The organism is Microbacterium sp. Se63.02b, from assembly GCF_014171575.1.
Taxonomy (GTDB): Bacteria; Actinomycetota; Actinomycetes; order Actinomycetales; family Microbacteriaceae; genus Microbacterium.
The window spans coordinates 78,981-98,322 of record NZ_CP050453.1 but is presented as its reverse complement, the minus strand read 5'-3'; the positions used below and the strand labels follow the sequence as shown (position 1 = coordinate 98,322).

The window sequence follows — 19,342 nt, the reverse complement described above, 5'->3', positions numbered from 1 at the left end:
GATCAGACCACCTTCCACACGGTCTCGGTCCTGCCCTGGGTCTCCACCGTCCCCGCCTCGACATACGTGACGAGTTCCTGGGTGCGGTCGCGCACGGTCTGACTGACGTAGATTCCTGGCTCACCGGTGACCGAGCGCACCCGGTAGGCGAGGTTCACGGCATCGCCCCAGAGGTCGTAGGCGAGGCTGGTCCGCGCGACGAGTCCGCTCGTGACCGTTCCGGTGTCGACGCCCGCGCGGAGCGAGATCTGCGTGCCGTGCTGGGCGTTGAAGCGCTCGAGGACGCCGAGAAGGTTGCGGGCGAAGTCGACCGCGCGACGGATGTTGTCGACCCTCGGCACGACCAGGCCCGACGAGGCGAGGTACCCACCGCGCAGGGTGCGCACCTTCTCCACGCCGGCTTTCTCGGCCGCCTCGTCGAACCCGCGCATCAGGGTGTTCAGGAGGCTGATCTCCTGCTCCGCACCCATCTCCCGCGCGAGGTCGTCGAAGCCGACCAGCTCGGCGAAGACGACCGACACGTTCTCATGCGCCTCGGTGATGGCCTCATCGCCCTGCTTGTACTTCGTCGCGACGCTCTCGGGCATCAGGGTGTGCAGCAGCTTCTCGTTCTCACGTTGCTGCTCCTCGATCAGGTCCTGCTTGATCCGCAGACTCGAGGCCATGTCGTTGAACGCGCTGCCGAGGTCGCCGAACTCGTCGCGAGAACCCTGCGGCACCTGCACGTCGAGGTCACCCTCGGCCACCCGGTGCACAGCGCCGACGAGGCGGTGGATCGGACGCGTGAACACCTGTGCGAGCAGGAGCGAGAGCAGGGAGACGCCGAGCAGGATGCCCAGCAGCGACAGCAGCACGTTGCGGGTGAAGACGTTGACGGGCTCGAATGCCTCGGCGGTGTCGATGCGCGCGATCACGACCCAGTCGAGGCCTTCGATCTCGAGCGGCGCATAGGCGGTGACGCTCTCTCCGCCGATGAAGTCCCTGCCGACGACGGTGCCGCTGCGTCCGGCCTGCGCCTCCTCGACCGCCTTGGTCGTCACGGGCTGCAGCAGCACGGTTCCCTTGATGGCCGCGATCCGGTCGACGATCGTCGGCGCCATGCCGCCGCTGATGAGCCGCTTCACGTAGTCGTCGGGGTCTTCCACGAGGCGGCGGGCCGTGCTGCGCATCAGGTCGTCTCGGCCGACGAGGTACACCTCACCCGTGTCGCCGAGGCCCTGAGCCTTCCAGCCCTCGTCGCCCGTCATCACGTCGTTGATCGTGTCGATGGAGATCTGGAACGCCATGGCCCCGGTGATGCCGCGGTCGTTGCCGACAGGGGACACGACCCACATTCCCGGCACGTTCAGCGAGGGGATCCAGCGGTCGAAGTCCGTGAGGACGACGGTGTTGACGGAGTTGGTCGCCATCGCCTCGGTGTAGGCCTTCGCGAGCGCGGAATCGCGATACGGACCCGTGAGGAGGTTGGTCCCGAGCTCGACGCCCTTGTACGCCGAGTAGGTGACGTCGCCGTCGGTGTTGAGCAGCAGGGCGTCTTCATACCCGGCTTCCTGCACCAGACGCGTGAAGTAGTCGCCGTAGCGCTCGGTCGCCACGGAGTAGGTCGTGCCGTCTCCGCTGTCGGTGAGCGCGAGCTGTGCGTCGTAGTCGGCGTCGAAGTCCTCGTTGCCCGTCACGAACTGCCGCTGCACATATTGCCCGGCTGTCGATTCGGGGATGAAGGCCGTGTCGCCGTATTCCTCGCCGGAGCGCTGCTCGAGTTCGGGGATGAACACGTCCTTGTAGTACGCCGCCAGCTCGGCGCGTCGGCTCTCGTCGAGCTCCACGTCGGCGAGGTCGGCGAAGCCCGCGTTCACGGCCGCCGACATGCTCTGCGCGCTGAGGTTGCGGCTGTTGAGCGAGGCGTCGCGTCGCACGCTCTCGATCGCCGTCGTGATCTCGGCTGCGCGCATAGAGCGGATGGTGATGAGCTGGTCCACCGCCGAGTCGTGCAGCGACTGCCGTCCGTTGATGAACCCGATGGCGCCGACGATCACCGACGAGACGAGGCTCACCGCCAGCAGCATGATCAGGAGCTTCGACTGGATGCTGAGACCCGCCCGGCCCCGCCAGCTCCTCCTCTTCGTCGTGTGCGCGCTGATCTGCTCTGTTCCGCTGTCGCTCATCTGCCCCTCCGCCATGCGCGTCCTGCGTGCTGGGACCGACGATAGCGATATACCGGTGCCGCGGTCTATGGCGGCGTGACGCTACAGTGTGCGTCGGAGGCGAAATGACGACCTGGTGGCCCTATGCACGACTCGCAGCATCCGTCCTCGCCGTCGCGGCCATCGTCGCGCAGCTGGTCAGGACCCTGGAGATCGCCCTCGTCGCGGAGACGGAGTGGGCAGGCCACCTGCCGACGGTCGTGGCGAACTTCTTCAGCTTCTTCACGATCGAGTCGAACGTGCTGGCAGCGGTGGCCCTCGCCATCGGCGGCATCTGGACGCTCACACACCGCGGCACGACGGCGGAACCACGATGGTTGGCGCTCCTCCTCGTCTGCGCCAGCACGTACATGATCGTCACGGGCATCGTCTACAACACCCTGCTGCGCGGCATCGAGCTGCCCCAGGGGTCGACGGTGGGCTGGTCGAACGAGGTGCTGCACGTCGTGATCCCGATCATCATGCTCGCCGACCTGCTGTTCGCTCCCCGCCGCCGCGCGCTCGGGTGGAGCGCCGTCGCGATCACGGCCGTCTTCCCGATCGTGTGGGTCGTGTACACGCTGATCCGGGCGAACCTCGTGATCGCCCCGTCGACCGGCAACACCTGGTGGTACCCCTACCCGTTCCTGGACCCGCGCCTGAACGGCGGCTACGGGGGCGTCGCCCTCTGGGTGCTTCTCATCGCAGCGATCATCGTCGCGACGGCGGCCTTCGTGGTCTGGGTCGGCCGTCGCCGGGGAGCCGTGGAGTCCGCGCCGACCTCGCCCCTCGAGCCCGCGAGCGAGCGGAGGGGCGAGGCACGCTGACGGCGGTCAGACGGCGGCGAGCGCCTCGCGGTCGTCGTCGCGACGCTGCCCGGCGATGATGCGCTCCGCCTCGACGGCATCCGGATCCACGTCGAGGTAGCGTTCGAGGGAGTCGTCGAGCTCCTCGAGCCACGGCGTGTGGTGCACGACCGCGATGGTCCCCGTCATGACCGATTCGTACACGCGGTCGCGGTACCCCATGATGTCGTCCTTCTTGTCGCGCTTCCACGCGAGGAAGATCTCGACGACACGGTCGATGTCGAACTCGGGATAGTCCGTCAGCTGCAGCAGATCACGGATGTAGTCGGCCTGGAAGCGGATCTCCGCCGCGGCCGAGTCGATCTGCGCGAAGCGTGCACGCCACTCGACGATGGATGCTGCGCGCTCCTGCTCGTCGGGCATCGCGATGCGGCCGAGGATCAGATCGCGCACGAACCAGGCCTGCACGTCGAACATGTTGAACGTGAACCACTGATCCTGCGCGCCGAGGTAGGTCAGGCGCGGATTGCCCTGCCAGACCACACCGCGGTACAGGCCGTCGGGGTACACGTTGTTCGGTGACGAGAGCGCCAGGTCGTCGGGAAGGAACGGGTACTTGTGCAGGTATCCGGTGCACATGATCACCGCATCCACGTGCTTCGAGCTGCCGTCGGCGAAGAAGGCGACGCTCCCCTCGAAACGCTCGACGACCGGGCGCTCCTCGATGCCATCGGGCCAGTCGTAGCCCATCGGCGCCGAGCGGAAACTCGCGGTGACCGAGCGGGCCCCCATCTTGAAAGCCTGGCTGCCGATGTCCTCGGCCGAATAGCTGGCGCCGATCACGAGCACGTCCTTGTCGGCGAACGCCTCGGCGCCGCGGAAGTCGTGGGCATGGCTGATGTAGCCGGGGAAGGTCTCGATGCCGGCGAAGTCCGGCATGTGCGGGAACGAGAAGTGTCCGCTCGCGATGATCACACGGTCGAACTCGTCGGTGGTCGACTCGCCCGTCGGAAGGTGCTCGCTGGTGAGCGTGAACACCTGGCGGTCGGCGTCGAACTCGACCCAGCGCACCACGGTCTGGAAGCGGATCAGAGCCCGCACGTCGGTCTTCTCCAGCCGCCCGGCGATGTAGTCCCACAGCACCGGACGCGGGGGGTAGGAGGAGATGGGGCGGCCGAAGTGCTCGTCGAAGCTGTAGTCGGCGAACTCCAGTGCCTCTTTCGGGCCGTTCGACCACAGGTTGCGGTACATGCTGGAATGCACCGGTTCGCCGAATTCGTCGAGTCCGGTGCGCCAGGTGAAGTTCCACTGTCCGCCCCAGTCGGCCTGCTTCTCGAAGCAGACCAGGTCGGGGATCTCCGCCCCCGTGCGGGCCGCGGACTCGAAGGCCCGCAGTTGGGCCATCCCCGAGGGGCCGGCGCCGATGATCGCTACTCGTTCTCTACTCGTCACGTATCGTCCTCATACTCTTCAGTCATGTATCGGGCGCGGCCGCATCCGAACGAGGAACAGTTCAGTCCCGGCGGGAGCGGAATGCTCGACCTGCCCGAACGCGGCTGCTCTTCGACGTTATCAGTGTCGGCGGTCACCCCCGGGGCCCGTCCCGCCTGCACGATCGATCCCCGGATGCACGACGCGTCGTGGGTGTTGGGTCGCGCATCCGTTCCCGGATCGTGCAAACGTGCCAAGGGACGGGCGGAACGCGGGCCGTGGGCGGCCTCCAGGCGTTGCGATTACGCTGGTCGGCGGAGGGGTGCGCGGGGCAGTCCCCGCGCACGAACGAGGGAGACGCGAAAACGATGAACGAGCCCGACGTGCAGAATCCGCCGACGATCTCCGCGCCCCCGCCCCCCGCCCGCCCCCAGCTCCGCGCCAGTGGCCGCCGCCGCACCGGTACCCGCCCCCGGCGCACCCACGGATGCCGAGATGGCCAGGGCGACCGAGGTCCTGCGGATCATCTCCTCCTCATACTCCGCGAAGATGGTCGGCCAGGAGCGGCTGCGCACCAGCCTGCTCGTCTCGCTCATCGCCGGCGGTCACATCCTGCTCGAGAGCGTCCCCGGCCTGGCCAAGACCACGGCGGCCAGCACCCTCGCCGACACCGTGAAGGCGCAGTTCAAGCGCATCCAGTGCACACCCGACCTGCTCCCGAGCGACATCACGGGAAACCAGATCTACGACGCCGCGACCGGCAGCTTCCGCACGGTGCTCGGCCCTGTGCACGCGAATTTCGTGCTCCTCGATGAGATCAACCGCTCGAGCGCGAAGACCCAGAGCGCCATGCTCGAGGCGATGCAGGAGCACCAGACCACGATCGGCGGCGAGATCCATCACCTGCCGAAGCCCTTCCTCGTGATCGCGACGCAGAACCCCATCGAGCAGGAGGGCACGTACGAACTCCCCGAGGCGCAGATGGACCGTTTCCTGCTGAAGGAGATCGTCGAGTACCCGAGCCCCGCCGAAGAGCTCGAGGTGCTCAGCCGCATCGACTCCGGCGTGCTGGATCCTGACAGGCATGTCGCCAGCGCGGTGAGCCTCGACGACGTGCACCTGCTCCAGGACGTCGCGAGCCGTATCTACGTCGACCCCGCGATCCGCAACTACATCGTGTCGATCGCCTATGTCACCAGGAACCCCGCGCCGTACATCGGCGAGGAGCGGGCGCGTTTCATCAAGTACGGCGCGAGCCCCCGTGCGAGCATCGCCTTCCTGCAGGCTTCGCGGGCGCTGGCACTGCTCAAGGGGCGCGCACACGTGCTCCCGGAAGACATCCGCGAACTCCGTCACCTCGTGCTGCGCCACCGCGTGCTGCTCACGTTCGAGGCCGATGCCGAGGGCATCCGCAGCGAGGAGATCATCGACCAGATCTTCGCGTCGGTCCCCACGCCCTGACGCGTCCATGGCCAGCCTGATCACCCAGGTGAAGAGCAAGCTCTTCATCCACTCGTCGCGCAAGTCGCTGCATGCGCTCGACGGCGCCTACGCGTCGCTGCTGCACGGCAGGAGCCTCGACTTCGAGGATCTGCGCAAGTACGAGTACGGCGATCAGGTGCGCGACATCGACTGGCGCGCGACCGCCCGACTCGGCACTCCGCTGGTCAAGCGCTCGCGGGCGACCCGCATGCACACCGTGATGTTCGTGGTCGACACCGGCCGCTCGATGTCGGCCCTCGCGGCGGACGAGCGTTCGAAGAAGGAGCTGGCGATCCTCGCGGCCGGCGTGCTCGGCGTGCTCACCCTGCGCCACGGCGACGACTTCACCACGGTGTACGGCGATGCCGCGAAAGTGCGGCGTCTCGCGCCCGGCCGTAGCGAAGGAGCGCTCGAACACACGCTGCGCACGATCGACCGCGCCATCGACCAGAGTGCGGCGCCGAGTGACCGTGACGCTCTGCTGTCGTTCGTGACGCGCACGATCTCGCGCCGCATGATCGTGGTCGTGATCACCGATGAGGCACCGGTCACGAGCGAGACCGAACGGATGCTGCGCCGTCTGTGCGTGCAGCACGATGTGCTGTGGCTCACCCTGCGCGACGCCGATCCGGTGCTGGACCACGCGACAGGTCGCCTCCGCGCCGACGTGGACAGTCGGTGGCAGGTGCCGGGCTTCGTGCAGGGCGACCGCGAGATCGTGCGGGAGCTGACAGCGCAGCGCGAAGCCGACGCCGCCCATCTCGCCGAACTCCTCACCCGGATGGAGATCAGCCACTCCTCCCTCGACGGGCAGGAAGACGCCGTCGCGCAGCTGCTGCAGCTGCTGAATCGGAGGTCGAATGCCCGGCTCTGACGAGCTCTACCCCCCGGCGCAGTACGGATGGGGATGGATGCTGCTCGCCATCGGCATCCTCATCCTCCTGGTGCTCGGAGCCTGGCTGCTGATGGTGCTCACCCGGCCACGGCGCACCCTGACCGTCGCGGACCCGGCCGTCGAGCACGCGCCGCTGATCGTCGATGTGCTGTCGCAGCTGCGCACCGAGTACTTCGCACGCATCGAACAGATCGAGACCGAATACCGCGAGCGCCGACTGCCCGCACGACAGGCGAACCTCGAGCTGAGCAAGGTCGTCCGCACCTTCGTGAACGAGTACAGTGGCTTGGAGGCTCCGGTGCTCACGCTCGACGACCTCGTGGCACGGGGCGTGCACCCTGCCCTGATCGACGCGTTGAGCAGGCACTACTACCCCAGCATCTTCCGCCCCGGTCCCTCGATCGACCCCGTCGCCGGGGCCGAGGCGGCGCGAACGGTGGTGCGCACATGGCACTAGCGAACGCGTGGATGCTGATCGCCGCAGTCGCCGTGGTCCTGGTCGCCCTCGCGGTCGGCGTCGTCGTCGGACTCCGCCGCAGCGGCCGCGCGCGCGGTGGCGACACGGCCCGCATCGCCAGAGCCGAGCGGCTGCGCGCACTGCCGACCTTCCGCCGCGCGCTGGCACGGCGGGCACTCGCCCTCTCCGGCATCCTGGCGCTCGGCGCGGTGACCACGATCGTGGCCGGTGTCGTCGCCGCCCGCCCGATGTCTGCGCAGACCATCCACCCGGTCAACACGAGCCGGGACATCATGCTGTGCCTCGACGTGTCCGGCTCCATGACCGAGGTGGACGTCGAGGTGCTCACGGTCTTCGACGAGCTGCTCGACGGTTTCGAAGGCGAGCGGATCGGTTTGACGATCTTCAACAGCTCCCCGGTGCAGATCTTCCCCCTCACCGACGACTACGACTTCATCCGCGAGCACCTGGCGAGCATGACGCAGAGCTTCGACTACGTCGATCAGGTCCCGGAGCATTGGGTGGGCACTCTGAACGGAGACGGTGCCTCCCTGATCGGCGATGGACTCGCCGCCTGCACGATGGGCTTCGATCGCCCCGACGACGAGCGCTCGCGATCGGTCATCTTCGCCACGGACAACGAGGTCAACGGCGCCTCGATCGTGACTCTCGAGGAGGCGGCTGCGTACGCGGCGGCGAAGGACGTGCGCGTCTTCGCGCTGAATCCGGTGCAGGGCAAGGATGCGGATGTCAGCGCCGAGCTCGCCGCCGCCGCCGAGGCGACCGGCGGTGCCGCGTTCGGGCTGCGCGACACGACGACGGTCTCCGACATCGTCGCCCAGGTGCAGGAGCAGGAGGCTACCGCGCTGCGCGGGGAGGCGCAGGTGGTCTGGACGGACACGCCGAACCTCTGGATCGCGCTGCTGTCGGTGGGCGTCCTGGCGTTCGTCGTGGTGCTGTGGAGGGTGCGACTGTGATCTTCCAGCCGGTCCTCAACCCGTTGCTCATCGCGCTGCTGTGCCTACCGGTCGCCGCGCTCGTGATCTGGATCATCGTGCGACCGTCGGCATCGACCGGAATCACGGTGTCCGACTCGCGCACCCGTGCCGGGCACCGTGCGCTGTGGGTGATGCGTCTGGTGCTGGTGCTCGCCTGCGCCACGATGCTGCTGCGACCGGGCATCCCCGGGGGCGCGACGCAGACGCTCGCCACCGACACCGACATCGTGCTCGTCGTCGACACGACCGCGAGCATCGTCGCCGAGGACTGGGCCGACGACGAGCCCCGCCTCGACGGCATCCGCGAGGACGTGCGCGCGCTGGTCGAGGAGTACCCGGGCGCGCGCTTCGCGCTCATCACCTCGGATGCCGCAGCCGAACTGCGGATGCCGTTGACGACCGACACCACCGCGCTGATGGGTTCGCTCGACGTGCTGCGCCCCGAGGTCACCAGCCAGTCCCGTGGCAGCTCGATCGGCGTCGCGGCGCCCCTGCTGTCGGAGACACTCGCGTCGGCGGCGTCCTCGTCGCCCGACCGCTCCCGGATGGTGTTCTACTTCGGCGACGGCGAGCAGACGGTCGAGTCGGAGCCGGAGTCGTTCAGTGCGAGCGCGGAGTACACCGACGCCGGCGCCGTCTTCGGGTACGGCACCGTCGAGGGTGGACCGATGCGCATCACCACCGGCGGACTCTCCGACGACGGTGCCGACTACATCCAGTACGAGGGTTCCGATGCGCTCTCGGTGATCGACGAGACGAACCTCGAAGCGATCGGCGAGCAGCTCGGCGTGGACTATCAGCATCGGACGGCCGATGCCGCACCCGTGCTTCCCGAGGCACCATCGACCACGACGAACTACGCGGAGTCGGGCGAGGTCGGCAACGTCACGGAGCTCTACTGGATCGCGGCACTGGTCGCCCTGCTCATCCTCGGCGTCGAGGTGGCCCGCGCCACGGTGCTGATCGTCCAACTCCGCGGGCTCCGCGCTCCGCGCCATCCGGGACGGTGATCGCACCGGCGTCCGCTGCGAGGAGGGGACCTACTCGAAGCCGGGGTAGTCCTGCAGTTTCGTCTCGAACTCGGCCCGGTCGGCCTCGCTGAGCACACCGCTGGCGATGACCACGAGCTGCAACCCCTCCAGAGGTTCTCCGGTACGAGCGTTCTGCGCCTCGCGTGCGGCGCGGAATCCGCCGTCGGTGTCCTGGGAGAGGTCGTAGATGTTGGCGTAGAACCGCAACGGGTCCGGATAGTTCTCGGTGTAGTACTCCCACGTATGCTGAGTGCGCGGGTCGTCGCTGCCGTAGAGCTTCGCGATCATCCCCTGGTCGATGCCGGAGTTCGTCGGGTCGTTGAAGGAGTACAGCTCCCACAGTCCGCTCTGCACGACGACGTCGTCGATGACGGCCATGACCTCGAGCTTGCGGTCGTAGTCCTGAATCGGCTGCTCGGTCGCCCAGGAGGCAGAGGTGTACTCGACGAGCATGGACTCGCCGCCGTAGCCGTTGCGCTCAGGTCGGAGATCCTCGTCTCCGACCTGTGTCCACGTGTAGCCGAACTCCTCGGTGAGCCGTGCGCGGATGTCGGAGAACAGGCTCTCGGACTGCGCGCGGACCTCGTCCAGCGACTGCTGCGCGAGCGTCTCCTGGGGGTCGGTGCCCTTGATGCCGGGATAGGCCTCGGCATGCTTCTGGGCCGCCGACTTCGTGCCTTCGTAGTTGCCGGATGCGGAGGTCTGCAACGCGCTCATGCCGCCGACGGTGGCGACGTTGAACAGCGCGGCGACGACGAGTGCGATCGCCCCGAGAGTGCGCCCTCGCGCCGAGAACAGCGCGGCCACGATCGTCGCCGCGACCACGAGCTGCACCGTGAGCATCGTGACCCCGTAGAGGATGTCCGTGCCCCCGGCGAACAGTGTGCCGAGCAGGACGAGTGCGAACAGGACGGACGCCGCGAGGGCGATCCACCCGAGAGCGTTCGCGGGCTTCTTCTGGTCTGCCGGGGTCGTGGTCTCGATGGGCGCGGCGACGGGTGCCGCAAGCGGTGACGGGACGGAGGCGGGTGCCGTCCCAGATGCGTGGCGTCGCGCGCCGCGATAACCGCCAGGGGGTGGCACAGGAGGTGCGCCTTCTGTGCCGGCGATGTAGCGCGCGCGCTGCTTCTCGTGGTCCATCACCACGGTCTGTCCGTTCCGGAGCCGCCGGGGTCGTCGCCCTGCTGCTGGTCGCGTTCCTGTGTGCCCTGCTCGAGCTTGTCCTGGAGCCCCTGCAGCTTGTCCTCAGAGGGCTGCTCGTTCTCCTCCGGCTGCGGCTGGGGTTGCTCCTGCTGCTCTTGCTCCTGTTGCTTCTGCTTCAGCCGGTCTTCGGTGCCGTCGAGGGTGTCCGACATGTCGCGCTGCGGATCGGAGGACTGCTGCTGCGCCTGATCGCTGTGGCACTCCTCCGGTGTCTCGACCGTCACGGTCAGCGCCTGTCCGTACAGGTCGGCGGCAGTCGCACCGTCTCCGTCGGCCCGCGCCGCATCCCCCATCCGCTCGAGGACCAGGGCGAGGTTGATCCGGACCCCGCACACCTCGAGCCCGGTCGCCAGGTCGAGCGCCTCTTCCAGTTCCGCCCTGGCTTCGGGCAGCTGCTCCGCGGCTCCGAGTGCGGTGCCGATGTTGAACGGGGCCTTGTACGGCTCGAACCAGTTCAGGAAGTCCTGTCCGCGCGCCGATCCCTCGGCTCCCGCGAAATCGTCGACCACATAGGCGGTGATCGCCTGATGGGCGAACGCGTACATGCTCAGCAGCTTGCCCACGAAGAGCAACGCGGCGAGTGTGAGCGGGAGAGTGCCGATCACGACCCACCGGCGGACAGCGCGACGGCGACGGTTCGATCGGAGCAGCGCGGCCGCGTCCCCTGATCCGTCCTGGGTTTCATGGGCCGGGGCTGCGGGGCGTGTCGAAAGACCTGTCACGCCGCACCCCCTCACCGTTCGTCGACCGCACCGCGGACAAGGAATGTTCCCGGGAGCGGCACGAACGAAGCGGTGAACATCCTATCCGCGCAACCTTCCGGCGACGCACAGCCGGCCCCGGGGGTTTCCTCCCGGGGCCGGCTGAGTCGCATCCCTAGTTGGTCGGGGCCAACGTGAACAGGGAGCGGCTTATCGGTGTGGCAGCGCAGTTGTTCTGCACGAATGCTGCACCGTCAGCGGTGTTCCCGTCTTGCAGCGTGAGGCACTTCCCGGAATGAGACGCGATGAGCTGGTTGTAGCCGTTCAGCGACAGCTTCAGGCTCCAGTAGTGGTTCTGCTGTTCGCTGCAGGTCCATTGGACGACGCGTGCCCCATCGTCGACGCTCGGACCGGACACGGCGAGACAGGCACCGGGCGCGGCGTTCTTCAGCTGGAAGGTACCGTCGCCCTTCGGGACCATCGTCCACTGCTGCGACGGCGAGTCCGCGATGGTCTGCTGAACCGTCGGCGAATCGGTGCCGTTCACGCCGACGGCCTTCCCGCTGTCACTCGCCACGATCCTCACCTTGCCCGCCGGGGCCAACATGAACTGCGAGGAAGTTGCCGGCGTGGCAGAGCAGTCCTTCTGGATGAACGCCGCTCCGTCGGCGGTGATGCACTTCCCGGAGTGCGACGCGATGAGCTGAGCGTACCCACCATCCGCCTGCTTCAGGCTCCACAGGAAGTTGGGGTCGTCGTAACACGTCCACTGGATGACCTTCGCGCCGTCGTCGACGCTCCGATCCGCCACGGCAAGACACGCTCCCGTCGCTGCATTCTTCAGCAGGAACTTGCCGTTCGCCCGCGGCACCATCGTCCAGCGCTGCGACGTGGAATCCGTGACCGTCTGCGGAACCGTCGGAGAGACGGTCCCGTCCACGCCGATCGCCTTGCCGCTGTCTCGTGCCATGAGCGCGAGCTGTCCGGTCGGACTCAGTGTGAACTGCGAACGCGTGGCGGGTGTGGCCGCACAGTCGTTCTGGATGAATGCTGCACCATCGGCCGTGTTGCCGTCTTGAAGGGTGACGCACTTCCCGGACTGAGAGCCGACGAGCTGGCTGTAGCCGCCGTCCACCTGCTTCAGACTCCACAGGAAGTTGGGATCTTCGGTGCAGGTCCACTGAAGGATCCGCGCGCCGTCTGTGAGGCTATGGTCCGAGACCGCAAGACACGCTCCCGTCGCGGCGTTCTTCAGCAGGAACTTCCCGCCTGCCCGCGGCACCATCGTCCACCGTTGCGACGGCGACGACACGCCCGAGATGCTCTGCTGAACCGTCGGCGAATCAGTGCCGTTCACTCCGACGGCTTTCCCGCTGTCACGCGCTACGAGCGCGATCTGCCCCGTCGGGAGGGTGGGAGCGACGATAGCGGCGCTCGTCGCGGCGTTACCGTTGCCGTCCTTTGCAACCACCGTGTAGGTCTGCGGAGTGCCGGCGGGCGCTGCCGGGTCCGCGAGATGAACGATCGGTCGCTTCCACCAGGTCGCGTCCATCTTGGTGGTCGCGACCGGCGCCGCTGTTCCGTTGCGGTAGAGCTCGTATGTCAGAGACATATCGTCGCGATCCCAAGTGGCGGGGATGGAGATGCTCACGCTGTGCGGAGCGTCAGCGGTCCGCACCACATTGCCCTTCCACTTGTCACCCGAGACACGAGGTCCGTCCTTCGGACCACCCGGAGGCGTCGTCGAGAAGCGCACGAGACCTTCGAACTGCCCGTTGTTGACAGACCGGAACTCGCCACCGATGGAGATCATGTTGCCCGTACCGGTGATCGACAGACCGGCCTGACCCAGGCCCGAGGTCACGCCCACGGCGAAGTCGGGTGTCCAGGCGTACGCGGAGGGCGCTGGCATACCCGCCCAATCCGTGTAGTGGGAGAGGTTCGTCTGGGTTCCCAGCGTTCCGCGCGCGTCGGCGGTGTATGCCTCGGCGTAGTGGAACGCACTCGGGCTCTGCTCCGGCTGCAGATTCATCGTGCTGCAGGTGTGAGTGTGGCCGGTCGCGTAGACCACCTTGCCGGTGGAGTAGATGCCGTAGTGATCTCCGAGGCAGTCGGCGAGCCAACGGATCTTGCCCGTGCCGGCATCCAGCGCGAAGGTGCCCTCGACGTTGCCTTCGACGCTGAGGCCGTAGGACCAGCCGGTGCCGTACACGCCGTTGGCGTCGACTGCGAGAGCGAAGATTCCGGTCATCCCGTTGTCGACGCCTCCGTTGACCCCGTTGTGGATCGTCTTGGACGCCTGCCACGCAGTGTCCACCGCACCAGTGGTCTTGTCGACGGCACCGATGCCGTTCTGCCCGGTGTCACCGCTGATCTGCGAGAAGCGTCCGCCGATGATCGTGTCTGTGCCGGCCGGATCCATGACCATCGCGTCGACCTGGAGATCGGTCTGCGGCGCCCACGGCAGCAACGCACCGGTGGACGAGTTGAACGCCGTCAGGTTCTTTCGCGCCGTCCCGTTCGCCTGGGTGAACAGGCCACCCGCGTACACGGTGGATCCGGACGTGGTCAGCGCGTAGACGCCGGATCCGCCGATGGAGGGGGCGAAGCCCGGAACCAGTTCTCCCGTGTTGGCGTCGAGGGCCGCGATATTCCATCGCGCCTGCCCGTTCACGGAGCTGAACGAGCCGCCGATGTAGATCCGGGTCCCGTCGGGCGACGCGGCCACAGCCTTGATCACACCGTTGACCTTGGGGGCGAACGGCAGCAACGCGCCGGTGTTGATGTCATACGCGAGCACGTTCGACCGTGCCGTCAATGCCGTTCCGGGCGCTGCCTTCGGCTCCCGCGCGTTGTCGAACTTTCCGACGGCGTAGACGGTCGATCCGATCGTGGTCTGCGCCCACACGTAGCCGTTGTCGATCTGCACCGTCGGAATCGGATCCGACGTGACGACGTTGGCGTCGCGCTGCAGCAGCGGCGGCATGTCGGGCGACACATCCGCCACCGCCGCTCCTCCGCCGAGTGAGACCAGTCCGGCCACGACCAACATCCCGACGACGGCGCCGATGGCCGTTTTTCGGGCGCGCCGCAGCGCGAGGTTCTTTCCCATGATTTGTATCCCCAGTTATCAGCTGTCGACCTTCGCGCCGACAGGACACCGCCGTGTGATCCGAGCCGCGCCAGCTTCCCCAGAAAGCTCTGCGACGCGGGAGAACACCTCGACGACGTGTGGCTGTGGGCACGATAGCCGACAGCGGGTAACACAATAGCATCGAAAACGTGGAGTGCAACTCAGGTTCGGTTGCCCGTTGAGAGCGGACAGACAAAGCCGGCCCCGGGTCACCCCGGGGCCGGCCATAGTGCTCCTTCTGTGTTCTCAGAGCACGAGGTTGCGCAGGTCTACGGAAGAGTTGGAGTTCGGAGCGTCGCAGGCAGCCTGCACGAACTTCGTCCCGTCTGCGATGTTCCCGTTCTCGAGCGCGAGGCACTTGCCGGAGTGGGCAGCCACGAGTTGGCTGTGGCCGTTACCGAGGTCTCTCACGTTCCAAAGAGTGCTGGACAGGTTGGTGCAGGCGGTGGTGACGATCGGAGCGCCGTCATCGACACTCGCGCCGGACACCCCGAGGCACCCGCCGCGAGTCCCGTAGTACGCGTTCCGCACCTGAACGGTGCCGTTGGCCTGCGGAAGGACCCACCACTGCTGCGTCCGATCCTGCGTGACCGGCTGCGTGACCGGCGGAAGGTCATTGCCCACCGCCCCCATCGCCTTCCCGCTGACCGACGAGACGATCAGGACCTCGCGGGACGTCTGCTGAACCGGGTCGGGGCCCGTGTACGGTGCGGGCCCGTTGATGACCGCGCTCGTCGCCGTGTTGCCGTTGCCATCCTTCGCGACGACCGTGTACGACAGCTGCTGATGGCCGGAGGACGTGGAGTCGACGAGCTGGATGTTCGGCCGGTTCCACCGTGTGGTCGAGGCCGCAGCCGTCGCGACAGGGGTCGTTCCGCCCGCGCGATAGAGCTCGTAGTAGAGCCCCAGGTCGTCGCGGTCCCAGTTGGCAGGAATGGTGACAGTGGTGCTGTCGACGTTCGCATCGGGACGCACTGCGGTGCCGGTCCAATCGGCGCCAGACACGCGGGGGCCTTGCTTCGCCCCTCCAGGAGGTGTCGTCGAGAAGCGCACGAGCCCTTCGAACTGGCCGTTGTTCACCGACCGGAACTCGCCACCGATCGAGATCATGTTCCCAGTGCCGGTGATCGAGAGACCAGCCTGGCCCAACCCGGAGGTCGTGCCGACGGCCCAGTCCGGGGCCCACTGATACGCCGACGGTGCCGGGTTACCAGCCCAGTCCGTGTACCCAGCGACCTGGTTGTGCGAGAGAGTTCCCCGCGCGTCAGCGGTGTATGCCTCCGCGTACTGGTTCACGTGCGGAGTCGTCTCGGTGAACTGCCCCATCGTCGCGCAGGCGTGCATGTGGCTCGTGGTGTACACGACCTTCCCTGTCGAATAGACCCCGTAGTGATCGCCGTGGCAGTCCGCGACCCAACGGATCGCGCCGGTCCCAGGCTCTGCGGCGAACGTCCCCTCGAAGATCGAGTTGCCCCACCCGGTACCGTAGACGCCGGTCGCGTCCGTCGCGAGACTGAAGATGCCGCCGATCCCGGTGGTGAGGTTGATGCCCTTCACGGTCTTGGAGAGCAACCAGGAGGTGTCCAGCGCACCTGTCGACATGTTCACCGCGGCCGACCCGACCACTTCACTGCCGTTCACGTGGGTGAAGCGTCCTCCGACGATGGCGTTCGTGCCTGCCGGGTCGATCACCATCGCGTCGACCTGCTGATCCGGCTGTGGCGCCCAGCTCAGCACCGCCCCCGTTGACGCGTCGAACGCGGCGAGGTTCTTCCGCGCGACGCCGTTCGCCTGCGTGAACAGACCGCCCGCGTACACGGTGGATCCGGCCGTGGTCAGGGCATACACGCCCGAACCACCGATGGAGGGGACGACTCCAGGAACCAGCTCGCCGGTCTGTGCGTTGATGGCCGCGAAGTTGTTGCGCTCCTGCCCGTTCACGGAGTTGAACGAGCCGCCGATGTAGATCCGGGTGCCGTCGGGCGACGCGGCCACAGCCTTGATCACACCGTTGACCTTGGGGGCGAACGGCAGCAACGCGCCGGTGTTGATGTCATACGCGAGCACGTTCGACCGTGCCGTCAATGCCGTTCCGGGCGCTGCCTTCGGCTCCCGCGCGTTGTCGAACTTTCCAACCGCGTACACCGTCGATCCGATCGTCGTCTGCGCCCAGACGTAGCCGTTGTCGATCTGCACCGTCGGAATCGGATCCGCGGAAACGACATTGCTGTCGCGCTGCAGCATCGGCGGGACGTCCGGCGAGACAGCCGCCTCCGCCGCACCACCCAACGAGGCCAGGCCGGCCACTATCAAAGCCCCGACGACGGCACCGACGGCCGCCTTCCGGGCGCGCTTCCGCGCGAAACTCTTACCCATTTCTTACTCCCAGTATTGGCTGCCGACATCGGGCCGGCACGCATCGCTGCCCCCGCCGCGCCGATGCGTCTCCCCTCACACGGCACGACTCTCGGTTTCACGAATCCCCATCGCAGACATATCGACCTGCAACGTGTAACACGCTAGCAGAGTGCGACGAAGGCATCACGAGGTATCGCTCCCGCCAGCGGCGAACTCGTTCCAGCGGCGAGCAGCTCGGCGGGAACACGAAAGCCGGCCCCGGTATCCCCGGGGCCGGCTCCGTGTCGCTCACTCAGCCAGGAGGCCGCAGGTACATACGCGAGTACGAGTTCGCCGCATCACACGAGGCCTGCACGTAGGTCGCGCCCTCCGCCGTGTTCCCGTTCGCCAGGGTGAGGCACTTGCCGGAATGCGCGGCGACGAGCTGCACATCGCCGTTGCCGATGTCCCTCACGTTCCAGACAGTGTTGGACGGATCCGCACACGACGACTGGACGATCTGTGCACCCTCGTCGACGCTCCCCCCGGAAACCCCCAGGCATGTCGCATACAAGGGGCTCCTCAGCTGGAGAGACCCGTCAGCTCGCCAGACCGTCCACCACTGCATCGACCGGTTGAGGGAGATCGTCTGCGCGAAAGGAACGGAGTTGGCGTAGGGTGCTCCGATCGCCTTGCCGCTGAGTCGTGAGACGATCAGCTTCGTCACGAAGGAGTGGTCCACGGGCGTGCCCGGGTCTCCTCCGCCGCCCACACCCGGGGCGGGACCGGTGATCGCGGCACTCGAAGCCGTGTTGCCGTTGCCATCCTTCGCGACGACCGTGTAGGTCTGCTGCTGGCCACCGGAGGGCGTCGAGTCGACGAGCTGGATGTTCGGTCGGTTCCACCAGGTGGTCGAGGCCGCAGCCGTCGCGACAGGGGTCGTTCCGCCCACGCGATAGAGCTCGTAGTAGAGCGCCAGGTCGTCGCGGTCCCAGTTCGCAGGGATGTTGACGGTCACGCTGTCGGCGTTCGCATCAGGACGAGTCGCGGAGCCGGTCCAGCTGGCACCCGAGACGCGGGGGCCCTGCTTCGCCCCTCCGGGAGGAGTGGTCGAGAAGCGCACGAGCCCTTCGAACTGCCCGTTGTTCACCGACCGGAACTCGCCACCGATCGAGATCATGTTCCCAGTGCCCGTGATCGACAGACCGGCCTGCCCCAGGCCCGAGGTCACACCGACTGACCAGTCGGGCGTCCAGACGTATGCCGACGGTGAAGGAGTACCCGCCCAGTTCGCGTAGTCGGGAGTTCTCGGCTGCGTCCCCAGCGTCCCGCGAGCATCGGCGGTGTACGCCTCCGCGTAGGTGTAACGCGTCGGGTTCTGCTCTGAATGCTGACCCATCGTGGGGCACGAGTGCATGTGACTCGTGGTGTAGACCACCTTGCCGGTCGAATACACGCCGTAGTGGTCGCCCAGGCAATCCGCGATCCAACGCACCTGCCCGGTGCCCGCCTCGGCCGCGAACGTCCCCTCCAGGTTGCCCGTCGCGACATTGGCCTGCACCCACCCGGTGCCGTACACGGCGGTGGAGTCGGCGGTGAGGCTGAAGATGCCGGCCTTGCCGGCGTACGTACCCGTCGCCGCACCGTTCTTGACAGTCCTCGGCAACGCCCAGGCGGTATCCAACGCGCCCGTGTTCTTGTCGAGCGCGGCGGAACCGCGCATGGACAGGTCGCCGTTCACCTGCGAGAAGCGCCCACCGGCGATGACATTGTTGCCTGCCGGATCCATCACCATCGCGTCGACCTGCAGGTCGGTCTGCGGCGCCCAGTTCAGCACCGCGCCGCTCGAGGTGTCGAACGCCGCGAGGTTCCGCCGCCCTACTCCGTTCGCCTGCGTGAACAGGCCACCTGCGTAGATGGTCGGTCCCGACGTCGCCAGCGCGAACACGCCCGAACCACCGATCGAGGGCACGACACCCGGAACCAGCTCGCCGGTCTGTGCGTTGATGACCGCGATGTTGTTGCGCTCCTGCCCGTTCACCGAGCTGAACGAGCCGCCGATATAGATGCGGCTCCCGTCCGGCGACGCCGTCACGGCCCTGATCACACCGTTCACCTGCGGAGCGAACGGCAACAGCGCACCCGTGTTGATGTCGTACGCCAGCAGGTTCGAGCGACCTGTCAGCGCGGTTCCGGGCGCTGCGCCGGGCTCTCGGGCGTTGTCGAACCGTCCGCCCGCGTACACCGTCGATCCGATGGTGGTCTGCGCCCAGACGTAGCCGTTGTCGATCTGCACCGTCGGAATCGGATCCGCCGTCGCGACGTTGCCGTCACGCTGCAACATGGGCGGCACGGACGGCGAGACATCCGCCTCCGCCGCCGCACCACCCAACGAGGCCAGTCCGGCCACTATCAAAGCCCCGACGACGGCACCGACGGCCGCCTTCCGGGCGCGCTTCCGCGCGGAGTCTTTACCCATTTCCTACTCCCAGTACTGTGTGCCGACGTCGGGCCGACACGCATCGCAGTGCAGTCCGAGCCGAGAAAGCCCCCCATGACACGCTCGGCGTACAACCACGAATCCCCATCACAAGCCGATTAACCTGCAACACGTAACACGCTAGCAGTGGACTGATCGCCTCGGATGGGGACTTTTGTCTCGACCTGCGTACACTGGGCGCCACA

Annotated in this window: 13 protein-coding genes; 6 read left to right on the top strand and 7 right to left on the bottom strand. The window is 67.2% G+C overall.

All coding sequences use genetic code 11. The annotated features are described in order from the left end of the window. Positions 1–2: 2 nt before the first annotated feature. Positions 3–2,165, bottom strand: a complete 2,163-nt coding sequence (locus tag G4G29_RS00485; protein ID WP_183151452.1) for an adenylate/guanylate cyclase domain-containing protein — start codon at positions 2,163–2,165, stop codon at positions 3–5. A gap of 104 nt (positions 2,166–2,269) precedes the next feature. On the opposite strand from G4G29_RS00485, the gene G4G29_RS00480 reads away from it, so the two are divergent. Continuing rightward, positions 2,270–3,010, top strand: coding sequence for a Pr6Pr family membrane protein (locus tag G4G29_RS00480; RefSeq protein WP_183151451.1), 741 nt, complete (start codon positions 2,270–2,272; stop codon positions 3,008–3,010). A 6-nt stretch (positions 3,011–3,016) separates the two neighbouring features. Here the strand turns inward: G4G29_RS00480 and G4G29_RS00475 are convergent, their stop codons facing one another. Beyond that, a complete protein-coding gene (locus tag G4G29_RS00475; RefSeq protein WP_258566984.1) occupies positions 3,017–4,441 on the bottom strand; it encodes an NAD(P)/FAD-dependent oxidoreductase in 1,425 nt (474 codons plus the stop codon). A 474-nt stretch (positions 4,442–4,915) separates the two neighbouring features. On the opposite strand from G4G29_RS00475, the gene G4G29_RS00470 reads away from it, so the two are divergent. The 5 genes from G4G29_RS00470 to G4G29_RS00450 are packed head-to-tail and all read left to right on the top strand — an operon-like array spanning position 4,916 to position 9,262. Then, on the top strand, positions 4,916–5,881 hold the full coding sequence (locus G4G29_RS00470) for an AAA family ATPase (RefSeq protein WP_183151450.1): 966 nt from the start codon (positions 4,916–4,918) through the stop codon (positions 5,879–5,881). 7 nt (positions 5,882–5,888) lie between these two features. Next, positions 5,889–6,776, top strand: coding sequence for a DUF58 domain-containing protein (locus G4G29_RS00465; protein ID WP_183151449.1), 888 nt, complete (start codon positions 5,889–5,891; stop codon positions 6,774–6,776). Then, on the top strand, positions 6,763–7,254 hold the full coding sequence (locus tag G4G29_RS00460) for a hypothetical protein (protein ID WP_183151448.1): 492 nt from the start codon (positions 6,763–6,765) through the stop codon (positions 7,252–7,254). The genes G4G29_RS00465 and G4G29_RS00460 overlap by 14 nt, the downstream gene beginning before the upstream one ends. Continuing rightward, positions 7,245–8,231 (top strand): VWA domain-containing protein, encoded by a 987-nt coding sequence (locus tag G4G29_RS00455; RefSeq protein WP_244632281.1) that lies wholly within the window; start codon positions 7,245–7,247, stop codon positions 8,229–8,231. Before G4G29_RS00460 ends, G4G29_RS00455 begins: the two co-directional genes overlap by 10 nt. Continuing rightward, positions 8,228–9,262 carry a VWA domain-containing protein gene (locus G4G29_RS00450; RefSeq protein WP_183151447.1) on the top strand — a complete coding sequence of 345 codons (1,035 nt, stop codon included), beginning with the start codon at positions 8,228–8,230 and terminating at the stop codon, positions 9,260–9,262. The genes G4G29_RS00455 and G4G29_RS00450 overlap by 4 nt, the downstream gene beginning before the upstream one ends. Before the next feature lie 30 nt (positions 9,263–9,292). Here the strand turns inward: G4G29_RS00450 and G4G29_RS00445 are convergent, their stop codons facing one another. From G4G29_RS00445 to G4G29_RS00425, 5 genes are all read right to left on the bottom strand, one after another. Next, on the bottom strand, positions 9,293–10,423 hold the full coding sequence (locus G4G29_RS00445; protein WP_183152713.1) for a hypothetical protein: 1,131 nt from the start codon (positions 10,421–10,423) through the stop codon (positions 9,293–9,295). Continuing rightward, on the bottom strand, positions 10,423–11,091 hold the full coding sequence (locus G4G29_RS00440; protein WP_244632280.1) for a tetratricopeptide repeat protein: 669 nt from the start codon (positions 11,089–11,091) through the stop codon (positions 10,423–10,425). The genes G4G29_RS00445 and G4G29_RS00440 overlap by 1 nt, the downstream gene beginning before the upstream one ends. A 271-nt stretch (positions 11,092–11,362) precedes the next feature. Then, positions 11,363–14,299 (bottom strand): RICIN domain-containing protein, encoded by a 2,937-nt coding sequence (locus G4G29_RS00435; protein ID WP_183151445.1) that lies wholly within the window; start codon positions 14,297–14,299, stop codon positions 11,363–11,365. 267 nt (positions 14,300–14,566) lie between these two features. Continuing rightward, positions 14,567–16,696: an RICIN domain-containing protein gene (locus tag G4G29_RS00430; protein ID WP_183151444.1), complete on the bottom strand. Its 2,130-nt coding sequence runs from the start codon at positions 16,694–16,696 to the stop codon at positions 14,567–14,569. Positions 16,697–16,970: 274 nt separating this feature from the next. Next, entirely contained in the window at positions 16,971–19,136 is a 2,166-nt protein-coding gene (locus tag G4G29_RS00425; RefSeq protein WP_183151443.1) for an RICIN domain-containing protein, read from the bottom strand. Between the last annotated feature and the right edge of the window lie 206 nt (positions 19,137–19,342).